This window comes from Sphingomonas sp. (assembly GCF_036387535.1).
Taxonomy (GTDB): domain Bacteria; phylum Pseudomonadota; class Alphaproteobacteria; order Sphingomonadales; family Sphingomonadaceae; genus Sphingomonas_R.
The window spans coordinates 1-17,852 of sequence record NZ_DASVTO010000133.1 but is presented as its reverse complement, the minus strand read 5'-3'; the positions used below and the strand labels follow the sequence as shown (position 1 = coordinate 17,852).

At 66.0% G+C, this 17,852-nt stretch carries 20 protein-coding genes; 12 read left to right on the top strand and 8 right to left on the bottom strand.

Going from position 1 to position 17,852, the window contains the following annotated elements; translation table 11 throughout:
* Positions 1–44: 44 nt before the first annotated feature.
* Entirely contained in the window at positions 45–1,925 is a 1,881-nt protein-coding gene (locus tag VF649_RS12225; RefSeq protein ID WP_331012283.1) for an FkbM family methyltransferase, read from the bottom strand.
* On the opposite strand from VF649_RS12225, the gene VF649_RS12220 reads away from it, so the two are divergent.
* The 3 genes from VF649_RS12220 (at position 1,833) to VF649_RS12210 (ending at position 5,208) form a co-directional block, all read left to right on the top strand.
* Positions 1,833–2,159 (top strand): hypothetical protein, encoded by a 327-nt coding sequence (locus VF649_RS12220; RefSeq protein ID WP_331012289.1) that lies wholly within the window; start codon positions 1,833–1,835, stop codon positions 2,157–2,159. The genes VF649_RS12225 and VF649_RS12220 overlap by 93 nt on opposite strands.
* 206 nt (positions 2,160–2,365) lie before the next feature.
* Positions 2,366–4,174, top strand: a complete 1,809-nt coding sequence (locus VF649_RS12215) for a hypothetical protein (protein ID WP_331012232.1) — start codon at positions 2,366–2,368, stop codon at positions 4,172–4,174.
* Between the two features lie 32 nt (positions 4,175–4,206).
* On the top strand, positions 4,207–5,208 hold the full coding sequence (locus tag VF649_RS12210; RefSeq protein WP_331012231.1) for a KpsF/GutQ family sugar-phosphate isomerase: 1,002 nt from the start codon (positions 4,207–4,209) through the stop codon (positions 5,206–5,208).
* 122 nt (positions 5,209–5,330) lie between these two features.
* Here VF649_RS12210 and VF649_RS12205 read toward each other — a convergent pair whose 3' ends face one another.
* The 7 genes from VF649_RS12205 to VF649_RS12175 all read right to left on the bottom strand — a co-directional run bounded on the left by VF649_RS12205 (position 5,331) and on the right by VF649_RS12175 (position 10,778).
* Positions 5,331–6,056, bottom strand: a complete 726-nt coding sequence (locus VF649_RS12205) for a FliA/WhiG family RNA polymerase sigma factor (protein WP_331012230.1) — start codon at positions 6,054–6,056, stop codon at positions 5,331–5,333.
* 54 nt (positions 6,057–6,110) lie between these two features.
* Positions 6,111–8,168: a flagellar biosynthesis protein FlhA gene (gene flhA, locus VF649_RS12200; RefSeq protein ID WP_414713677.1), complete on the bottom strand. Its 2,058-nt coding sequence runs from the start codon at positions 8,166–8,168 to the stop codon at positions 6,111–6,113.
* Between the two features lie 154 nt (positions 8,169–8,322).
* Complete coding sequence (locus tag VF649_RS12195; protein WP_331012228.1) at positions 8,323–8,652, bottom strand: hypothetical protein; 330 nt, start codon at positions 8,650–8,652, stop codon at positions 8,323–8,325.
* A complete protein-coding gene (gene flgM, locus VF649_RS12190; RefSeq protein ID WP_331012227.1) occupies positions 8,649–8,927 on the bottom strand; it encodes a flagellar biosynthesis anti-sigma factor FlgM in 279 nt (92 codons plus the stop codon). Before flgM ends, VF649_RS12195 begins: the two co-directional genes overlap by 4 nt.
* A 69-nt stretch (positions 8,928–8,996) precedes the next feature.
* Complete coding sequence (locus VF649_RS12185) at positions 8,997–9,542, bottom strand: flagella basal body P-ring formation protein FlgA (RefSeq protein ID WP_331012226.1); 546 nt, start codon at positions 9,540–9,542, stop codon at positions 8,997–8,999.
* Positions 9,543–9,639: 97 nt separating this feature from the next.
* The gene (locus tag VF649_RS12180) at positions 9,640–10,101 is read right to left on the bottom strand and encodes a flagellar motor protein MotB (protein ID WP_331012225.1); all 462 of its coding nucleotides are present in this window, start codon (positions 10,099–10,101) and stop codon (positions 9,640–9,642) included.
* Positions 10,098–10,778: a motility protein A gene (locus VF649_RS12175; RefSeq protein WP_331012224.1), complete on the bottom strand. Its 681-nt coding sequence runs from the start codon at positions 10,776–10,778 to the stop codon at positions 10,098–10,100. The genes VF649_RS12180 and VF649_RS12175 overlap by 4 nt, the downstream gene beginning before the upstream one ends.
* Positions 10,779–11,025: 247 nt before the next feature.
* On the opposite strand from VF649_RS12175, the gene VF649_RS12170 reads away from it, so the two are divergent.
* The 9 genes from VF649_RS12170 to VF649_RS12130 all read left to right on the top strand — a co-directional run bounded on the left by VF649_RS12170 (position 11,026) and on the right by VF649_RS12130 (position 17,829).
* Positions 11,026–11,379 carry a flagellar basal body rod protein FlgB gene (locus VF649_RS12170; protein WP_331012223.1) on the top strand — a complete coding sequence of 118 codons (354 nt, stop codon included), beginning with the start codon at positions 11,026–11,028 and terminating at the stop codon, positions 11,377–11,379.
* A 3-nt stretch (positions 11,380–11,382) separates the two neighbouring features.
* Positions 11,383–11,787, top strand: coding sequence for a flagellar basal body rod protein FlgC (flgC, locus tag VF649_RS12165; protein WP_331012222.1), 405 nt, complete (start codon positions 11,383–11,385; stop codon positions 11,785–11,787).
* The gene (locus tag VF649_RS12160; protein ID WP_331012221.1) at positions 11,784–12,455 is read left to right on the top strand and encodes a flagellar hook assembly protein FlgD; all 672 of its coding nucleotides are present in this window, start codon (positions 11,784–11,786) and stop codon (positions 12,453–12,455) included. Before flgC ends, VF649_RS12160 begins: the two co-directional genes overlap by 4 nt.
* A 43-nt stretch (positions 12,456–12,498) precedes the next feature.
* On the top strand, positions 12,499–13,794 hold the full coding sequence (locus VF649_RS12155; protein WP_331012220.1) for a flagellar hook protein FlgE: 1,296 nt from the start codon (positions 12,499–12,501) through the stop codon (positions 13,792–13,794).
* Between the two features lie 214 nt (positions 13,795–14,008).
* Positions 14,009–14,764 carry a flagellar basal body rod protein FlgF gene (locus tag VF649_RS12150; RefSeq protein WP_331012219.1) on the top strand — a complete coding sequence of 252 codons (756 nt, stop codon included), beginning with the start codon at positions 14,009–14,011 and terminating at the stop codon, positions 14,762–14,764.
* A 22-nt stretch (positions 14,765–14,786) separates the two neighbouring features.
* Positions 14,787–15,575 (top strand): flagellar basal-body rod protein FlgG, encoded by a 789-nt coding sequence (flgG, locus tag VF649_RS12145; RefSeq protein ID WP_331012218.1) that lies wholly within the window; start codon positions 14,787–14,789, stop codon positions 15,573–15,575.
* Between the two features lie 133 nt (positions 15,576–15,708).
* Positions 15,709–16,359: a flagellar basal body L-ring protein FlgH gene (locus VF649_RS12140; protein ID WP_331012282.1), complete on the top strand. Its 651-nt coding sequence runs from the start codon at positions 15,709–15,711 to the stop codon at positions 16,357–16,359.
* A 10-nt stretch (positions 16,360–16,369) separates the two neighbouring features.
* Positions 16,370–17,470: a flagellar basal body P-ring protein FlgI gene (locus VF649_RS12135; RefSeq protein ID WP_414713675.1), complete on the top strand. Its 1,101-nt coding sequence runs from the start codon at positions 16,370–16,372 to the stop codon at positions 17,468–17,470.
* Entirely contained in the window at positions 17,467–17,829 is a 363-nt protein-coding gene (locus tag VF649_RS12130) for a rod-binding protein (RefSeq protein WP_331012216.1), read from the top strand. Before VF649_RS12135 ends, VF649_RS12130 begins: the two co-directional genes overlap by 4 nt.
* Positions 17,830–17,852: the final 23 nt, after the last annotated feature.

The following is a 17,852-nucleotide window of genomic DNA, read 5'->3' as shown; positions in this document are numbered from 1 at the left end:
ATGGACGGTGGCGGTTCACTGAACCGCCGCCGCCGCGCTCGACATCATGGTTTCAGGGCAAACCAGGTCGGAAATCTGGATTTTCCGTTATCTTCCCGGCATTTGACGACATGGAGTTCAAGACCATGAGTCGCTGTGAAGGCGTTGACCGCCTTCACGACCAGCGGCCAGTGCGGATCATAGTCACCGCCAGCGATGATGCCGCCCGAGCGAAGCTTGGGATACCAGTCTTGGAAGGTCTGGCCGCCCTCCTCGCCGTTATGGGCGTATCCGTCGGCATAGATGAAATCGAGCGAGTGATCGCCGAACAGGCTCAACGCTTCGTCGAACCGCATCCGCAAAATGGCGTTGCGATCACGATAGGGGGCGAGCCGGGCGATCGCTTCCTTATATTGGTCGACACCGTGGCCACGATCTCCGGCCCACATGTCGACGCTGTACAGATAACCCAGCTTCGATGTCGTCAGCACACGCTCCGAGAAATCACCGGCGGCCACGCCGAGTTCGATGCCGACACCGCCTTCGCGGACCAATTGCGCGACATCTTCCCGCCGGGTGAACGTGGATGCCAGCATGCGCAGCGCGCGGCTTAGTTCCTGCTCTTCCGCCGTCGCCGTCGCCGTCGCGGGCGCAGGCGCAGGCGCGGCCGGTGCCGATACCGACGCTGCCGGCTTTGACCGGTACTGCTTTCCTTTGAGATAGATGGTCAACGCGATGGAATTCCGCGCCTTTTCATGATCCGCCAGTTGGTCGACACTGTGCCAGCTTTGATCCGTGCGTACGAAGGCATAGGCCGTGTTCGGACGGAAAGAGTTGGTCTTCAACCGTTCGAACCCGCTCGGGGTACGCCGGTGAAACGACGTTCCCAGGTGCGATTGGCTCTCATCGGCGGGCAGATAAAATTGCAGTGTCGCCACCTTGGTGCCGATGTCGGGATGGATCCCGATCCGGTAACCGGCATAGTCACGATAGAAGATGGGCACGGCCACCATCTCCGGCCGGGCGTCGCCGAACCGCGCGCGCAGGGTCGATCCGAACTTTTCGACTATGGCGTCGGTGATGGCTGGTGCCGTGAAGACCGCCATCATCTTGCGCCAGAACGCACGATCCTGCGGATCCAATCGCGTGAGCGACTCGTCGGTCAGGTCAAGCAGACGACGGGTTATACGCCCATCAGGGGCGACCGCTTCCGGATGAACGATGTCATCAAGCATGTCGTCTGCCGGCAAACGCTCCAGCATTTCTTGATAGATATCTTCGGGGAACACGTTCTCCATGAAGATGTTTTCGCTGGGCTCCGGATCTGTCTGCGCGGCGGCAATACCGCTCCGGATGCAGTCGACGATCTCGTCGACTGCGGGGTCCTCCGGCTCTGCGGACACGGTCGCTGGCTTACGGAACAGATAGTTCAGCACGTCGCGCGTGTTCGGGGTTGCGAAGGCAATGTTGTGCTTTTTGTGAACCAGTTCGAGGCCGGCGCGTGCCATGATGGCGGTCACGGCCGAGACCTGCCCCAGATCGGTTTCGATCAGCTCGATCGACACAGACCGCAGCGCCGGGTCTGCCAGCGTCTTTTCGGCACCGGCCACGATCGCCAGCTCGATGCCGTCCACGTCGATCTTGAGGTGGTTCGGAACCTCCATTCCGAAATCGCGCACGAAACTGTCGATGTCGTAGCCGATCATGCCCTGCCGAAATGCCGGTACATAAGGGACGCCTCGGAAATCCACCGATTCCCCGAAACTGCTCATCGATGTGCCATATTCGATGCTGGCGAGGTTGATGACGCCGACGGCCTTGCGATCCGCCAGCGCCAGGCAGAGCGGGCTGACATGGTCCTGCAGGTCGTTGAGTGCGACATGGACGCACAGCTGGTGATAATTGGCGAAATGCGGCTCGAACGCGAAGGTCCGAATGCCCTTCATCCCGGCATAGATGCTGTAGATGCCGACATTGGCGCCGATATCCCAAAGGGTTTCCCCCGGTGCGAACCCGTCGATCCACTCGATCGTCTCCGGCTCCTTCTGCATCAGCGTCTCGTACCGCCATCCGGCCGCGCCCCGAAGATACCGGATATCGTGGTCCCCGGCGCGCAGCAGCCCGATAGAACCGGTTTCGAAACGATGACGTTCGGCGCCCATGATGCATTATCCCGATAGTGGATGACCACGCCCCCACCTCGGAGAATGGCGGGTCGCTGTATCGGGAATGAAGAAATGTCGTTAAAATGGTATTAACGACGATTTTGTCGCTCCTGTGCGAGCAACGGCGCACCTGGCCGTATTCTTAAACAGCTTGTTAACCAACTCCCGTCATTCTCCGGCCAGAAATCGTGCGCGCATGGCGCCAGGAACGGGAAATCCGGATGTCGATCCAATATGCCGCGTCGTTGATCAAACGTGTCGGGCCCAGCCACATCTTCATCGATCGCGAACCGAACGCGGCTCTGGTCCAGGAACTGGTGCTTCAGGGTTGCCGGGTGTCCGATCTGGCGGCGGCGGATACCGAGCGGGGCGGCGCCGACGTTCGGCGGGTCGGCATTCTCCAATGGCCGGGCGCGCGCATCGGCGCGGCGGCGGTTCGGCGCTACGCCAGCATGGACGTCCTGGTCCTGGTGTCCGGCGACCATCAGCGTCCCGAAATCGATCAATGCCTGTTCGCCAATGGCTGGGCACGTCATGCCGCCGGAATGATGTCGGGCGAACAGGCACAGTTCACGGACCACACGCTACCGGGCACCAGCTATTATCAGCGCATTGCGCCCGACGCCGCGCATCGCCGCACGGTCTTCCGGAAAAGCCATGCCGACGCCGATCTCTTTCTCGCGCGCTATGCCACCGCGGCGAAGCATGTCCGGTCCGGGGATCATGTGCTGATCGACGGGGAACAGTGCGGCGACGCGATCACCCTGCTGGCCGCGCTGTCGCGCGCCTCCGCGGTCACCTGCACCACGCAGCGGCCGATGGCGGTGCCCGACGCGCCACCGCTGGACGTCACGCTGGTCGAACCGGATCTGGCCAGGATCCCGGATCATACGATGGATATCGTGATCGCGCTGGAACCGGCCACCCCCGACGGCTGGCAACAGCGCCTGCGGGATTATGCGCGCATCCTCCGCTTCGACGGCAGGATCGTCATCGGCTGGAAACAGGATGATCGCGCCGGCAATGGCCGTATCCCCGCCGGCTGGGACGAATTGCACGCCGAGGCCTGTGAACAGTTCCTGCCGGAATTCCGCTATATCCAGCGCACCCATGGGGACCGACGCATCGTCCAGGCGGTCGGCGTCGACAATCCCGCGGCATCCGACTGGATGATGCTGGTCGGCTCGGTCAACCCGCTGGATGGCGAAGCCCATCGCGATCTCTATGTCCATCACGGCTTCCCCGTTCCACGGGTGGAAGGCGGCCCGCCGGCGGTCATCGATTTCGGCGGGGGCTACGACAATCCCTACCTCTACCGCACCATGGTCCAGATCGGCGAACGGCTGCACGACGAAGCCAAGCTGGCGCGGATGGCCGAATGCGTGGTCGAGGATGCCCGGCCCGACTCCGCCGATCGCGGCGCTGCCATCGCCGTGCTCGGCTATCGCATCTTCGAACAGCGGCTGCTCCACCATGTTGCGCCGGTTCTGGATCTGATCGGACGCTATCACGAACACAGCGCTGCGGCTGCGGATCAGCCCCACGTCGCCCGCTGGCGGCTGTCGCTCGCCTTCCTGGCCGGGCGCCTGGCGGAACTGGTCGAGGATCGTGCCGGCGCGATCGCCTGGTACCACCTGGCTTCGGAATCCGATTGGGCCAGTTTTTCGCCGCTGCTGGCCACCAAGGCCATCGCGTCGGCCTTTTACGAGGCGCGGCTGCATCTTTCGGACGGAGATGTCCCGGCGGCCAGGATCTGTTTCCAGCGCGGGGTCGCCACCACGCTGGCCGCGGCGCAATCGTCGCACGCCGCCGGCATCGGCGATCCCGAATGTCCGATCCCCTTCTATCTGCAGGAACTGGCGGAGGTCATGGACATGGGATCGCAATGCGCCAACGCCGTCGCGAACCTGTCGCTCTGGCCACGCGATCCGGGGGCATTCTGGCGCACCGTCGACGTCCGCCGCTTCGGGCTCAGTTCCTGGGCACGCGATCTGCAAAAGGAAAATGACCGGCTGCGTCAGGCGGCCTGACCGCCCTTGGCCCCCGATCGAAAGGCATGATGATGTTCCAGCCTGGCAAGGCGGCGTGGCCGCTCACCGACCTTCAGGAAGCGCGCCTGCACGAAGGCCGTTCCGTCGTCGGGGTCGAAGCGGCGGCGCTGCTTCGGCTGCGCGACGCGCTGGATCGGTCCTTCTGCGATGCGGTCGAACTGCTGCTGGGCGTTACCGGGCGCGTCATCGTCACCGGCATGGGCAAGTCGGGCCATGTCGCGCGCAAGATCGCGGCGACGCTCGCCTCCACCGGCACCCCGGCGCTGTTCATCCATCCGGGTGAGGCCGCGCACGGCGATCTCGGCATGATGGTGGCGGGCGACGCGGTCATCATGCTGTCCAACTCCGGCGGGACCAGCGAATTGCGGCCCATGCTTGATCATGCCGCGCGGCTGGCGTTGCCGATCATCGCGATCTCGTCGGGGGGCACCTCCACGCTGATGCGGGCGGCATCGATCCGGCTCCAGCTGCCCGCCGCGGCGGAGGCGTGCCCGTCCAACATCGTACCCACGACATCGACCACGATGATGCTGGCGCTGGGTGACGCGCTGGCGATGGCGACGATGCGCGAACGCGGCGTATCGCGCGACAATTTCGGCACGCTGCACCCCGGCGGCACCATCGGCCTGCGCCTGATGCGCGTCTCGGCGGTCATGCATCAGGGCGCGGCGATGCCGATCGTCCCGCTCGACATGCCGATGCGCGACGTCATCCTCACCATGACGCGGCTGACCTTCGGCATTGCCGGTGTCGTCGACGCCTCCGGTCATCTGGCCGGTGTCGTCACCGACGGCGATCTTCGCCGCCATGTCGACGACCTGATGACGGGTATCGCACACCAGGTCATGACCCCGCACCCGATCACGATCGAAGCCAGCACCTTCGCCGAAGATGCGCTGACGCTCATGAACGATCGCAAGATCACCGCGCTGTTCGTGACGGACACGCCCGACGACCGCCAGGCGGTCGGCCTCGTCACGCTCCACGATCTGCTCCGGCTCGGCATCGCCTGATCGCCGGCCAGCGTTCGGACGATCCCGCTTCGGCCGACACCTGACCCCTTCGCCTCGGCGACGCACCCTTGGCGTTCACCCGTCGCCGGTTCGATCCGGCGACGGGCGCATTCACGCGGCGATCACTGCCACTCGCTCAGGCTGCCGCGCAGCTTGTCGAGCGCCGATTTCTTGATCTGGCAGATCCGCGCCGCGCCGACGCCCAGCGTCAGGCCGATTTCCTCCAGGTTCATCTCCTCGACGAAATACAGCTGCAGCACGGTCGCCTCCCGCGTGGGCAGTTCCGCGATCCGCGCGGCCAGTGCGGCTTTCAGCTGGTCGCGCTCCATCACGCGATCGGCCTGGTCGTCGACATCGGCGAACCACATCGAATGATCGGAATAGACGTCATCCAGGCTTTCCTGCCGTACCGTCGCGGTCGCGTCGGCCATTTCGCGGAACGCGGCCGGGGTCATGCCCATCGCTTCGGCCAGTTCGATCTCGGTCGCGGTGCGGCCCAGCTGCGTCTCCAGCGTGCGGCGGGCACCGTCCATCTGGCGCTTGTTGGCCATCGCCGATCGGCAGATGGTGGCATGCCGCCGCAGATGATCGATCATCGCCCCGCGGATCCGCATCGACGCATAGGTCGCAAAGGCGAAGCCGCGATCCTCGAAGCTGTTCGCCGCCTCGACCAGCGCGACCATGCCGATCTGGACCAGATCCTCGACATCGATCGCGTTGGAAACCCGGCCATGGACGTGCCAGGCCAGCCGCCGCACCAGCGGCATATGCGTCCGCGCCAGCGTCGACGGATCGGATCGCGCGGGTTTCCGGCCGTAAATGCCGGGTTCGGGATCATCGCGCGCCATACACTGCGTCCTGTTCGGGGTTCGGAAAACGGGTCAATCCTGCTCGCCGGCGCATCAATATGCCATTTCCGGCTGCGCCTGACTGGCGGTAGCGCGCCCCTGTGGCTGCGGCGCCGTGCCGCCGACGATCGCGACGACCTCGACCGGCTTGCCGTCGGGAATCTCCAGGAAACTCAGCACCGGCGTTTCCGCCAGATGCGGGCGCAGCAACCGGCCCAGCGCACGCCGCGCAATCGGTGACGTCACGATCGCGAACCGGCGCGCTTCGTTGGCCAGCGGCAACGCGGCTTCGCTGATCGTCTGCACGATGCGTGCCGCCAGTGCCGGCTCGAACGGATGGCTCGCGCCGGGGCCCGCCCGCACCGCCTGCGTCAACAGCGATTCCAGTCCCGGATCCAGCGTGATGACCGGCAACGGCATCTTCACCGGCACCAGCACCTGGATGATGATCGCACCGATCCGCGCCCGCACCGCCTCCACCAGCGCATCGGCGCCGGTTTCGGTCCGCGCGGCATCCGCCATCGCTTCCGCGATCCGGCGGAAATCCTTCAACGGCACGCCCTCGGCCAGCAACGCGCGGCACAGCATCGTGATCGACGCCAGCGGCAACGGGTTTGGCGTCAGGTTCGCGACCAGCTGCGGCGAATTCTCCTTCAGCGCGTCCAGCAGCGATTGCGCCTCGTCCATGCCGAACAGGTCCGCGGCCCCGCCGATGATCATCTGGTTCAGGTGCGTCGCGATGACGGTGGCCGGATCGACGACGGTATAGCCGGCGATCACCGCCTCGTTGCGGCGGTCGGCGGTGATCCACACCGCTTCCAGCCCGAAACTCGGATCGCGCACGTCGCGACCCGGAATCGTGCCTTCCAGCGCGCCGCTGTCCAGCGCCAGCAGCTCGTCGGGCCACACCTCGTCCTCGCCCACGATGACACCCGCCACCGTGATCCGATAGGCATTGGGCGACAGCGTCAGATTGTCGCGCACCCGTACCAGCGGCACCACGAAGCCCAGGTCGCGGCTCAGCTGGCGACGAATGCCGGTGATCCGCGCCATCAGCGGCGCGCCCTTGCGCTCGTCGACCATCGACACCAGGCCATAACCCAGTTCCAGGGTCAGCGCGGCGCCGTCCGACACCTCGTCCCAGCCGATGCTGGCCGGGGCCGCGGTCTTCGCGGCGACATCCTCGGCCCCGGCGGTGACGATCGCGGCCTTCCGCGTCCGCAACTGCCAGGCGATGTAGCCGGCGATCGCCGCCGCCGGCAGGATGATGAAATGCGGCATGCCGGGCGTCAGGCCCAGGATCGCCAATATGCCCGACACCGGCACCCACGCCTTCATCGACGCGAACTGGCTGGTGATCTGCCCCGACAGGTCGAGCGGCGAGGACACGCGCGTCACGATCGCGGCGGCCGCGATCGACAGCAGCAGCGCCGGCACCTGCGCGACCAGCGCGTCGCCGATCGCCAGCAGGATATAGGTCTGCGCCGCTTCGCCGACGCTGAGTCCGTGGCTCACCACGCCCAGCACCAGCCCGCCCAGGATGTTGACGATCAGGATCATGACGCCGGCGACGGCATCGCCCTTCACGAATTTGGATGCACCGTCCATCGAACCGTAGAAATCGGCTTCGGTCGCCACTTCCTGGCGGCGCAGCTTGGCTTCTTCCGGGGTCAGCAGGCCGGCGTTCAGGTCGGCGTCGATCGCCATCTGCTTGCCGGGCATCGCGTCCAGCGTGAAACGCGCCGACACTTCGGACACGCGGCCCGCGCCCTTGGTGATCACGACCAGGTTGATGATCATCAGGATCATGAACACGAACAGACCGACCGCATAGTCACCGCCGATCAGGAACGACCCGAACGCCTCGATCACATGCCCGGCAGCCGCCTCGCCCTCATGCCCGTTGACCAGCACCACGCGCGTCGATGCGACGTTCAGGGCCAGTCGCAGCAGCGTGGTGAACAGCAGGACGGTGGGAAAGGAGGAGAAGTCCAGCGGCTTGGTGACGTTCAACGACACCATCAGCACCGCCAGCGAGATCATGATATTGGCGATGAAGCCGACATCCAGCAGCCCTGCCGGAACCGGCACGACCATCAGGCCCACCAGCATCAATGTCGCAAAGGGCAGGATCGCGCCCTTGCCCGCGCTTAACCACACTGCCTTGTTGATCGCTTTGGTCGCCACTGTCGCGCTCTCCTGTCGAGCACGTACATAGCAAATATCATGCCAGGATCAGGCGCCCGCAGGCGCCACCGCGCAGTCGCTAGAATGTATCCAGCCGGAACCGGCCGGTTGGGCCATAGCCCGCCACCGCCACGGGGCGCCGCAGCATCGCGACGGCGGACAGGTCGCGGCGCGCACGCTCGCGGTGATACAGCGCGCGGATCCGCCCCGCCTCGCTGCGCTTCAGGATCAGCTCCAGCTGCTCGATCAGGTCACGGCGATCGCGCCATCCGCCAACGGCCCGCACGCCGGTCAGCGCCGCGTCGACCGCCGCCGTGGCGATCCCGACTTCGTCCGCATCGCCGGCGTCCAGCGCGGCGATCAACGCCAGTTGCGCATCCGCCAGGGTTTGGAGAGCCGCCTCGCTCACGACTGTTCCGGGATATCCTGATCGACCATCTTCGCGGCAATCGCCTGCGGATCGACGTTGTACCGGCCCTCCGCAATCGCCGTGCGGATCGCTTCGATCTTCTTCATGTCGACCGGCGGGCCCAGCGCCACGACCATGTCGGCCGCGATCGTGGGGCCGGTGATCTCCGCGTCAGGCAGCGCGCTGGGCGCGTTCGTGACCGAAGTGACGGGCGCCACGGCGCTCCGCGTGCTGTTCAGACGCCCGTTCGGCGGGGTTCCGATACTGTTGATCATCGTCGATCGTCCCACTGTCCCGGCCATTCTGGTCAAGGACTTCATAGCTCTTAACGGCTGCATTGCCGATCAGTTAAATCCCGATATGCGGACCCGCCCCTCACCGACGACTTCCGCCAGGATGATGCCCGCTTTCCCATCGGTCTTGACCCGGATCCGGCCGCCCGGCGCGCCATCCTCCTGCGCCACCGCGGCGGTGCTGACCTGAAAGCTGTCCGACCCCGCGATCAGGTCGACGGGATCGCCGCGCCGGATCACCGGCTCTGCCCGCGGGGCGGGGCGATAGCTGACGGCCTGCATCGCCGTCGGTGTCGACGCCGCCATGGCCGCCGTCTCCGTCGGGCGCCCGCCGGGGGACAGGGGCACGCGCAACCGCCAGCCGATCGCTGGACAGCGGACCGTCAGCGCGTTCATCCAGACCGGATCGACCGCCAGTTTCGGGCATTGCGCCAGCTTCAGCCGTCGATCCACCGGTGCCACCGGTCCGCCAGGATCGCCGATGTCCGCCCCTGCGGCGATCACCACCGCGCGTTCGACCGCCGCCAGGTCCTGGAACGTCTCCGCCCCTGCCGCGGTGGACAGCGACAGCACGGACAAAGCGAGGATCAGTTTCATGGATGTCGGACTCCGGACATGTTCCGGCGCGTCTAAGCAATAATGGTGCCAGCGCGTAAAATCCCGTGCCATTCCGGCATGCTAGGGATGGGGGGCGTCACCGCGGCAGGATCTGGATCCGCTGCCCGCGCGTACCGGGGCCTGGAACGGGCACCATTGCCATATCGATGCGGTCGGCCGGCAATCCCCCCGATCCCACCGCCCGCGCCACCGCGGCGGTGCGCGCGGCGGCCAGTTCCCAGCCGTCATAGCGGCGGGTCAGCCGGTCGGCGCCGGTGCTGGTGACGGTCACGCGCCGCCCGTCCGCCGCCGCCCGCCGGCCGATGGCGACCAGCGGCGCGGCGGCATCGCCACGGAACACCGCTTCGCCCGGCTGGAACAGCGCCGCGGACGCATAGCTTGCGGGGGCAGCGCCCTTCGCCTGGAACGCGCCGCGTACGCTGTCCACCACCCGGCCGCGGTCGGCGGAATGCGCCTGCAGGATGATGAAGAAACCCAGCAAGACCAGGCATAGATCGGCAAAGCTCAACGCCCAGCGTGAATTGGTCAACGCCTTCATGCGACGACGCGCAGCGACGGCACCCGCGCCGGCCCACCATCCAGTTCGGCCTGCGCCAGCAACGTCATGCGGTTGAGCGCCCAGCCACGCCAGGCGGCCTCCTCTTCGGACAATCGTTCCAGCCGCGCCGCGATCGGCCCGGCGATGGCATTGCCCAGGATCAGCCCGTACAGCGTGGTCAGCATCGCGATCGCCATCGCCGGCCCCAGGCTGGCGACGTCGTCCATTACCGAAAACATCCGCACCAGCGCCACGACGGTCCCGACCATGCCCATCGCCGGCGCGGCGTCGGCGATCGCGCGCCACACGCCGGCCGCGCGTTCATGCCGCGCCCGCATTCCGGCCATCTCGTCCTCCGCCCACAGCGCGAAGCCGGTTGCGGTCTTCGCATCGGCCAGGTGCACGGCCGCGCGGCGCAGGAACAGGCCCGTCGTCTTCACCCGGTCTGCGCAGGCGATCGTGCGCAGTTCCGCAATGGCCTCGATCCGCCCGATCGCCAGCCGCGCGGCCAGCGCGTCGGCGGCCGGATCGGCGCGCAGCAGCTGGCGCAGCGCTCCGAACGCCGCCGCGATGTCCGCGCGCGTCGAACGCAGCACCGCGACACCGAACGCGCCGCCGAACACGATGGCGATCGCCACCGGATCGACGAAGCGGCCGGCCGTTTCCATGAACTCCATCGCCCACCCCTCGTCACACTGCACCACGCTGCGTCACCATTGCCGCCCGGCAAGGACCGGCAATGTCTTGCCGCACCCCGGCAAAACCGTGCCGGTCAAGCGGCAGACCTTTGTCCGCCCGCGATTCGAACCGATCCGAACGGATTTGGCATGACCCATGCATATCCGTCCGCATCCAGTCTGATCGGGAATGCTCAGACCCGGTTACGACCCCACCGCACCAAACTTTAGGAAGAAAGGGAACGACATGGCCGGCAACGATCCGCTCTTCGGCGTTCACGGCAATGCCCTCGAACTGCGCAGCAAGCGTCTGGAGATGCTGGCGTCCAATATCGCGAACGCCGCGACCCCGGGCTACAAGGCGCGCGATATCGATTTCGGCAAGGCGCTCAGCGCGGCGCAGGACGGGTCCACCCCGACCGCCGCGATGGACGCCTCGGTCAAATACCGGATCCCGCTCGAAACCTCGCTGGACGGCAACACCGTCGAACTCACCACGGAGCAGACGGCGTTCGCCGAAAATGCCGTGAAGTACAAGACGACGCTGTCCTTCCTGGAAGGCCGCATCTCCACCATCATGTCCGCGCTGCGGGGGGAATAAACCATGGCCGGTCCACTGTCCGTCTACGACATCGCCGGGCGCGCCATGTCCGCGCAGATGCTGCGCCTCAACACCACCGCCTCCAACCTGGCCAATGCCGGAACGGTCGCGGGGTCGAAGGAAGCCGCGTTCCGTTCGATCAAGCCGATCTTCACCGCCGTCAACGAAAGCCCCGGCATTGCGACCGTGAAGGTCGAGCGCATCGTCACCGCATCGGCCGATCCCATCCGCCGCCACGCACCGGATCATCCCCTCGCCGACAAGAACGGCGATGTCTGGGATGCCGCCGTCGATAGCGCGGCGGAGATGGTCGAGATGATGGAGACCGCGCGCCAGTATCAGAACAACGTCCAGGTCATGCAGACCGCGAAATCCCTTACCCTAGACACGCTGAGGATCGGCAAATGAGCACCGTATCGGCCACCAACACCAGCACGCTGGCGCTGGAAACATCCACTGCGAACAAGAAGAAGCAGACCGGCGATCTCGACCAGACCGACTTTCTGGCGCTGCTCACGACCCAGCTGAAGACGCAGGATCCGCTGTCTCCGATGGACAATACCCAGATGGTGGCGCAGCTCGCGCAATTCTCGAACACCACCGGCACGGCGGAAATGAACGCCAGCCTGAAGACGATCCGCGACGATCTCGCCGCCTCGCGCGTCGGCGACGCCGCCAGCTGGATCGGCCGTTCCGCGCTGGTCCAGTCCGATGTCGCCGCCCCGCTCCCCGACGGCAGCTATGCCGGCGAAATCGCCCTGCCCTCCGCGGCGGGCGACGTCATGATGAACCTGATCGACGGCAGCGGCCAGATTTTGCATAGCGAAACCTTCGGCGCCCAGCCCAAGGGCAGTGTGCCTTTCGCGTGGGACGGCAAGGATGCCGACGGCAATCTCTATGCCGGCGGCCCGCTGAAGATCAGCGTGTCGGCCATGGACAGCAAGGGTGCGATGGCCACCACCACCGCCAGCTGGGCCATGATCGGTGGCGTGCAATCGCCCGCCGGCGGTCTCGCCACCAAACTCGTCACATCGCTCGGCGTCATCTCGCCGGAAGCCGCGCTGAAGCTCGGCTGATCCCTCTTTTTCCCCATTTGCCTGAAGACCAAGGAGACCCCCCATGTCCTTTTACACCTCCCTGTCCGGCCTCAAGGCTGCCCAGACCGATCTGTCGGTCATCTCCAACAACGTCGCCAATGTCGGCGCGCTCGGCTTCAAGAAGAGCCGCACGGAGTTCGGTGACGTCATGTCGACCTCGCCTTATTCGTCGGGCGCCACCGCGGGTCAGGGCACGCAGCTGAAGAGCATCACGCAGCAGTTCACGCAGGGCGGCACCCAGACCTCCGATCGCGCGCTCGACGTGCAGATCAACGGCCAGGGCTTCTTCATCACCAAGGAAGGCCTGACCGGCAACGGCCAGGTCAGCTACACACGCGCCGGATCTTTCGGCATCGACAGCAGCCGCTATGTCACCGACAGTCGGGGCGCCTATGTGCAGGTGCTTCCGGTCGATGATCAGGGCAACGTCGTCTCGACATCGGCCGAAACCACCACCAATCTGCAGATCCCATCGGAGGCCGAAGGCACAGCCAAGCCGACTGGCGCGCTGTCGCTGCAGCTGAACATGCCGAGCACGGCGTCGGACATCAGCGCGACCTTCGACCGCGCCAACCCCAACACCTATAATTTCTCCACCTCAACCACGGTGATGGACGACACCGGCGCGCCGTTCCAGGCGACCACCTACTACACCCGCACCACCGCCGCATCCGCGACCGCCGGCAATCTCACGGCCACTTGGGAAGCCCGCACCTACGTCGGCGACAGCGAAATCGGCAACGCCGCGGCGACGCCGCCCTCCGGTCCCATCCTGCTGAAGTTCGATGCAACGGGTGCGATGATCGCGCCCACTGGCCCTACGACGCCGGGCAAGACCACCTTGACCGGTGCGGACGGCCTGCCGACCAGCATCACGATGACGGTCGACTATGCCAATTCTAAGGCCAGCAACGCCAATTTCGCGCTGCGCACCTTCAAGCAGGACGGCTTCGCCTCCGGCCAGCTCAGCGGCGTCGCGGTCGGCAAGGACGGCATGATCTCCGCCAGCTATTCCAATGGCACGACCAAGATCCTCGGCAAGCTGGCGATCGCCAACTTCAACAGCCCCGAAGAACTGCGTCAGACCGGCGGTGCCGCCTGGGTCGAAAGCGAGAATTCGGGCAAGGCCACGCTGGGCCAGGCCGCCAGCGGCGGTCTCGGCGCGATCCAGTCGGGCGCGCTGGAACAGTCGAATGTCGACATCACCGACGAACTGGTCGCGCTCATCACCGCGCAACGCAACTTCCAGGCAAATGCCAAGGCGATCGATACCGCCAGCCAGATGACCCAGATCGCGGTCAATCTGCGCACCAGCTAAGGTTTAATTAACCATGATGGCGCAGGGTGGCCATCAGCAATCCCACAAGGATCGTCATCCCGGCGAAAGCCGGGATCCACGCCCGCCGATGTCATGAAGGACCATGGCGTCGCGCATCTGGACCCCGGCATCCGCCGGGGTGACGAACACGGAAACGGGCGGCGCCTCCTTCCCAACAGGATGCGCGAAACCGCCATAGGAAAGGACGCATGCCATGGATCGTCTCGGATACGCCGCCGCGTCGGGCATGCGGGCCGCCATGGCGCGCCAGACCGTCGTCTCCAACAATCTCGCCAACGCCAACACCATCGGCTTTCGCGGCGATCTCTCCAACTCGCGCGCGCTCTATATCCAGGCGAAGGGCGTCGGCGTCCCCGGTGTCACCTCGCGCGCGATGGCCTCCGAAGAGGTCGTGTCCGCCAACATGGCGGAAGGCGCGTTTAACCATACCGGCAACCCGCTCGACATCGCGATGCAGGGCGACGCGCTGCTGACGGTCCAGGCCGATGACGGGCAGGAAGCCTATACCCGTCGCGGCGATCTCCAGATCAACGACAGCGGCCTGCTCACCAATGGTGAAGGCAAGCCCGTGCTGGGCGAAGGTGGCCCGATCACGCTGCCGCCCAATGACAAGGTCGCGATCGATCATGACGGCACGATCCGCATCGTCCCCGCCGGCGCCCCGCCGACGACGATGGTGGTGGTCGATCGGCTGAAACTGGTCTCCCCCGCCGGGTCGCAGGTCGTGAAGGGGCTCGACGGTCTGTTCCGGGTGCGGAACGGCGGCGCGCTGCCCACCGATCCGGAAGCCAAGCTGGAATCCGAAACGCTCGAAGGCTCCAACGTCAACGCCTCGCTCGCGCTGGTGGAGATGATCGAAGCCAGCCGATCCTGGGACAACCAGGTCAAGATGCTGGCATCGGCGAAGGAAATCGACACCGACGCCTCGAAGCTGATGGCCGTCGACTGACCCGTTCTAGGAGGTAATCCCCATGTCCAACGCCGCACTCCACGTCGCCCGCACCGGTCTTGATGCGCAATCCAACCGGATGCGCGTGATCGCCAACAACCTTGCCAACGTGAACACCACGGGGTTCAAGCGCGACCGCGCCTCGTTCGAAACGCTCGCCTATCAGGCGATCACCTCGGCCGGCGCGACATCGTCCGCGGACAACAAATATGCGGTCGGCACCAATCTCGGCTCCGGTGTGCAGATCAACGGCACCGCGCGCATCGATACGCAGGGATCGAACCAGCAGACCGGCAATGCGCTCGACATGGCGATCGAAGGCAGCGGCTATTTCCAGATCCAGATGCCGGACGGCAAGACCGGCTACACCCGCGCCGGCGATTTCAGCCAGTCCGCGGAGGGCAAGCTGGTCACGACCGACGGCATGCCGCTGATCCCCGAAGTCACCATTCCCGAAGGCGCGTCGAAGATCACGATCGGTGCCGACGGCACCGTCTCCGCGACGCTGGCGGGGCAGAGCGAAGCCAGCGAGCTGGGCAAGATCCAGCTGGCGCGCTTCACCAATCCCGCGGGCTTGGAATCGGTCGGCAACAACCTGCTGACCGAAACCGCCGCGTCGGGCACCGCGCAGATCGGCGATGCCGGCGTCGAGGGCCGCGGCGCAATCCGCCAGGGCAGCCTGGAGGCGTCGAACGTCAACATCACCGAGGAGTTGGTCGACATGATCGAGTGCCAGCGCGCCTATGAGGTCAATTCCAAGATGATCAAGGCGACCGACGAGATGCTGCAATATGTCAACCAGCAGCTCTGAGGCCGGTGGCATGACCGCCCCCGCCCATTTCCACACCGTCGCCGCGGCGCCGCCGTCGGACGACGCCCGCCGCGCCCACGATGCCGCATCGCTGCGGATCGCGCGCCACGGCGCCGCGATGTGGGCGATGACGATGGTGACCGGCGTCCTGTTCGCCGTCCACGCCAACCCCGTCGAGGCACGCAAGCCGAAAGTGCCGCCGATCGACTATACGCCGGTCGCGCCCGTGGCGCTGCCCGCGCCAGCCGGCAACGGCTCCATCTTCCAGGTTTCGCACGGCTATGCCTCGCTCACCTCCGGCGCGCGCGCCTCGGCGGTTGGGGACACGCTCACCATCGTGCTGGTCGAACGGACGCAGGCGCTGAAAAGCAATTCGGCCCAGACCGACCGCAACGGCAATATCGGGCTCAGCCCCCCCACCACCGGGCCGCTGTCCTTCTTCCAGCCGTCGGACGTCGCCGTCGGCGGCGGCAGTACCTTCAAGGGCACCGGCTCCGCCGCGCAGTCCAACGCACTGACGGGCGAGGTCACCGTCACGGTGGCGCAGGTGCTGCCCAACGGCAACATGCTGGTCCGCGGCGAAAAACAGGTAACGCTGAACCGCGGTGACGAATTCATCCGCATTTCCGGCATCGTCCGCCCGGCCGACATCCTGAACGACAACCAGGTGCTGTCGACCCGCGTCGCCGATGCGAAGATCACCTATTCCGGATCGGGCGAGATCGCGCGCGCCAGCCGCGCCGGCTGGCTTAACCGCTTCTTTACCAGATTCAGTCCTTTCTAGGGCCATGACCATGATCTCCCTTCGCACCCTGATCGCGGCGCTTGCCGGCCTGCTGCTGGTCGCCGGCCCGGCGCATGCCGACCGGATCAAGGATCTCGGCACCTTCCAGGGTGTCCGCTCCAACCAGCTGACCGGCTACGGCATCGTCGTCGGCCTCAGCGGCACCGGCGACGACGGCCTGGAATATACGGTGCAGGGGATGAAGGGCGCGGTCCAGCGCTTCGGGCTCACGCTGCCACCCGGCATCAATCCCTCGCTCAAGAATGCGGCGGCCGTGCTCATCACCGCCGAACTGCCCGCCTTCGCCAAGCCCGGCCAGAAACTGGACATCACCGTCTCCGCGCTGGGCAAGGCGAAGTCGCTGCGCGGCGGCGCCCTCATCGTCGCGCCGCTGTTCGGTGCCGATAATCAGATCTACGCGATGGCGCAGGGCAATCTCGCGGTCGGCGGTCTCGGCATCGATGCCGCGGACGGATCGAAGCTGACCGTCAACGTGCCCACCGCCGGCCGCATTCCCGGCGGGGCCTCGGTCGAACGCGCGGTCGATACCGGCTTCGCGTCGAACGCGCTGGTGTTCAACCTGGCCGAAGCCGATCTCACCACCGCCGGCCGCGTTGCGACGGCGATCAACGCCGCCTTCGGTCCTGGCCGCGCCCACGCCGTCGATGCCGTATCGATCGCGGTCGATGCGCCCGCCGGCGCCGAAAACCGAACCATGCTGATGGGGCAGATCGAAAATCTGGCGGTCAACCCGGCCGATGCGCCGGCGCGCGTGATCGTCAATGCCCGCACCGGCACCGTCGTCATCAACGGCGCGGTCCACATCGCGCCGGCCGCAGTCGCGCATGGCAAGCTGACGGTCAAGGTCGACGAGGATCCTCGCATCGTCCAGCCGGCGCCCTTCTCCAACGGCGTCACCGCGGTCGAACAGTCGAGCACCATCGGCGTCGAGGAAAAACGTAACCCAATGGTAAACTTCCGCCCCGGCGCGTCGTTAGCCGATATCGTCAAGGCGGTGAACGCGATCGGGGCATCGCCGGCCGATCTCGTCGCCATCCTCGAAGCCCTGAAACAGGCCGGCGCCATGAAAGCGGAGTTGATAGTGCTATGATCGGCTCGGTCTCCACCGCGACCAACGGCGTCGCCCTCACCGCGCAGAAGGACGGTTTGGCCAAGGCTGCCAAGCAGTTCGAAGCGGTCTTCCTGCGCCAGATGATCGGATCGATGCGCCAGGCGACCCTTGCCGACGACGTGTTCGGGTCCAGCGCGTCCGAACAGTTTCGCGATATGCAGGACGGCAGGCTGGCCGACAACATGGCGGACTCCGGCGGGTTCGGCATCGCCCAGATGCTGTTGAAGCAGTTCGAGACCAATCCTGCCGCGGCCGCTGCGGCAACCGGCACGGCGACGACCGCCACCACCACCGCCCCGGCGCCCACGCCGGCCACCATCACGGAGCGCCCGGCATGAGCGATCTCTTCAACATCGGTTCC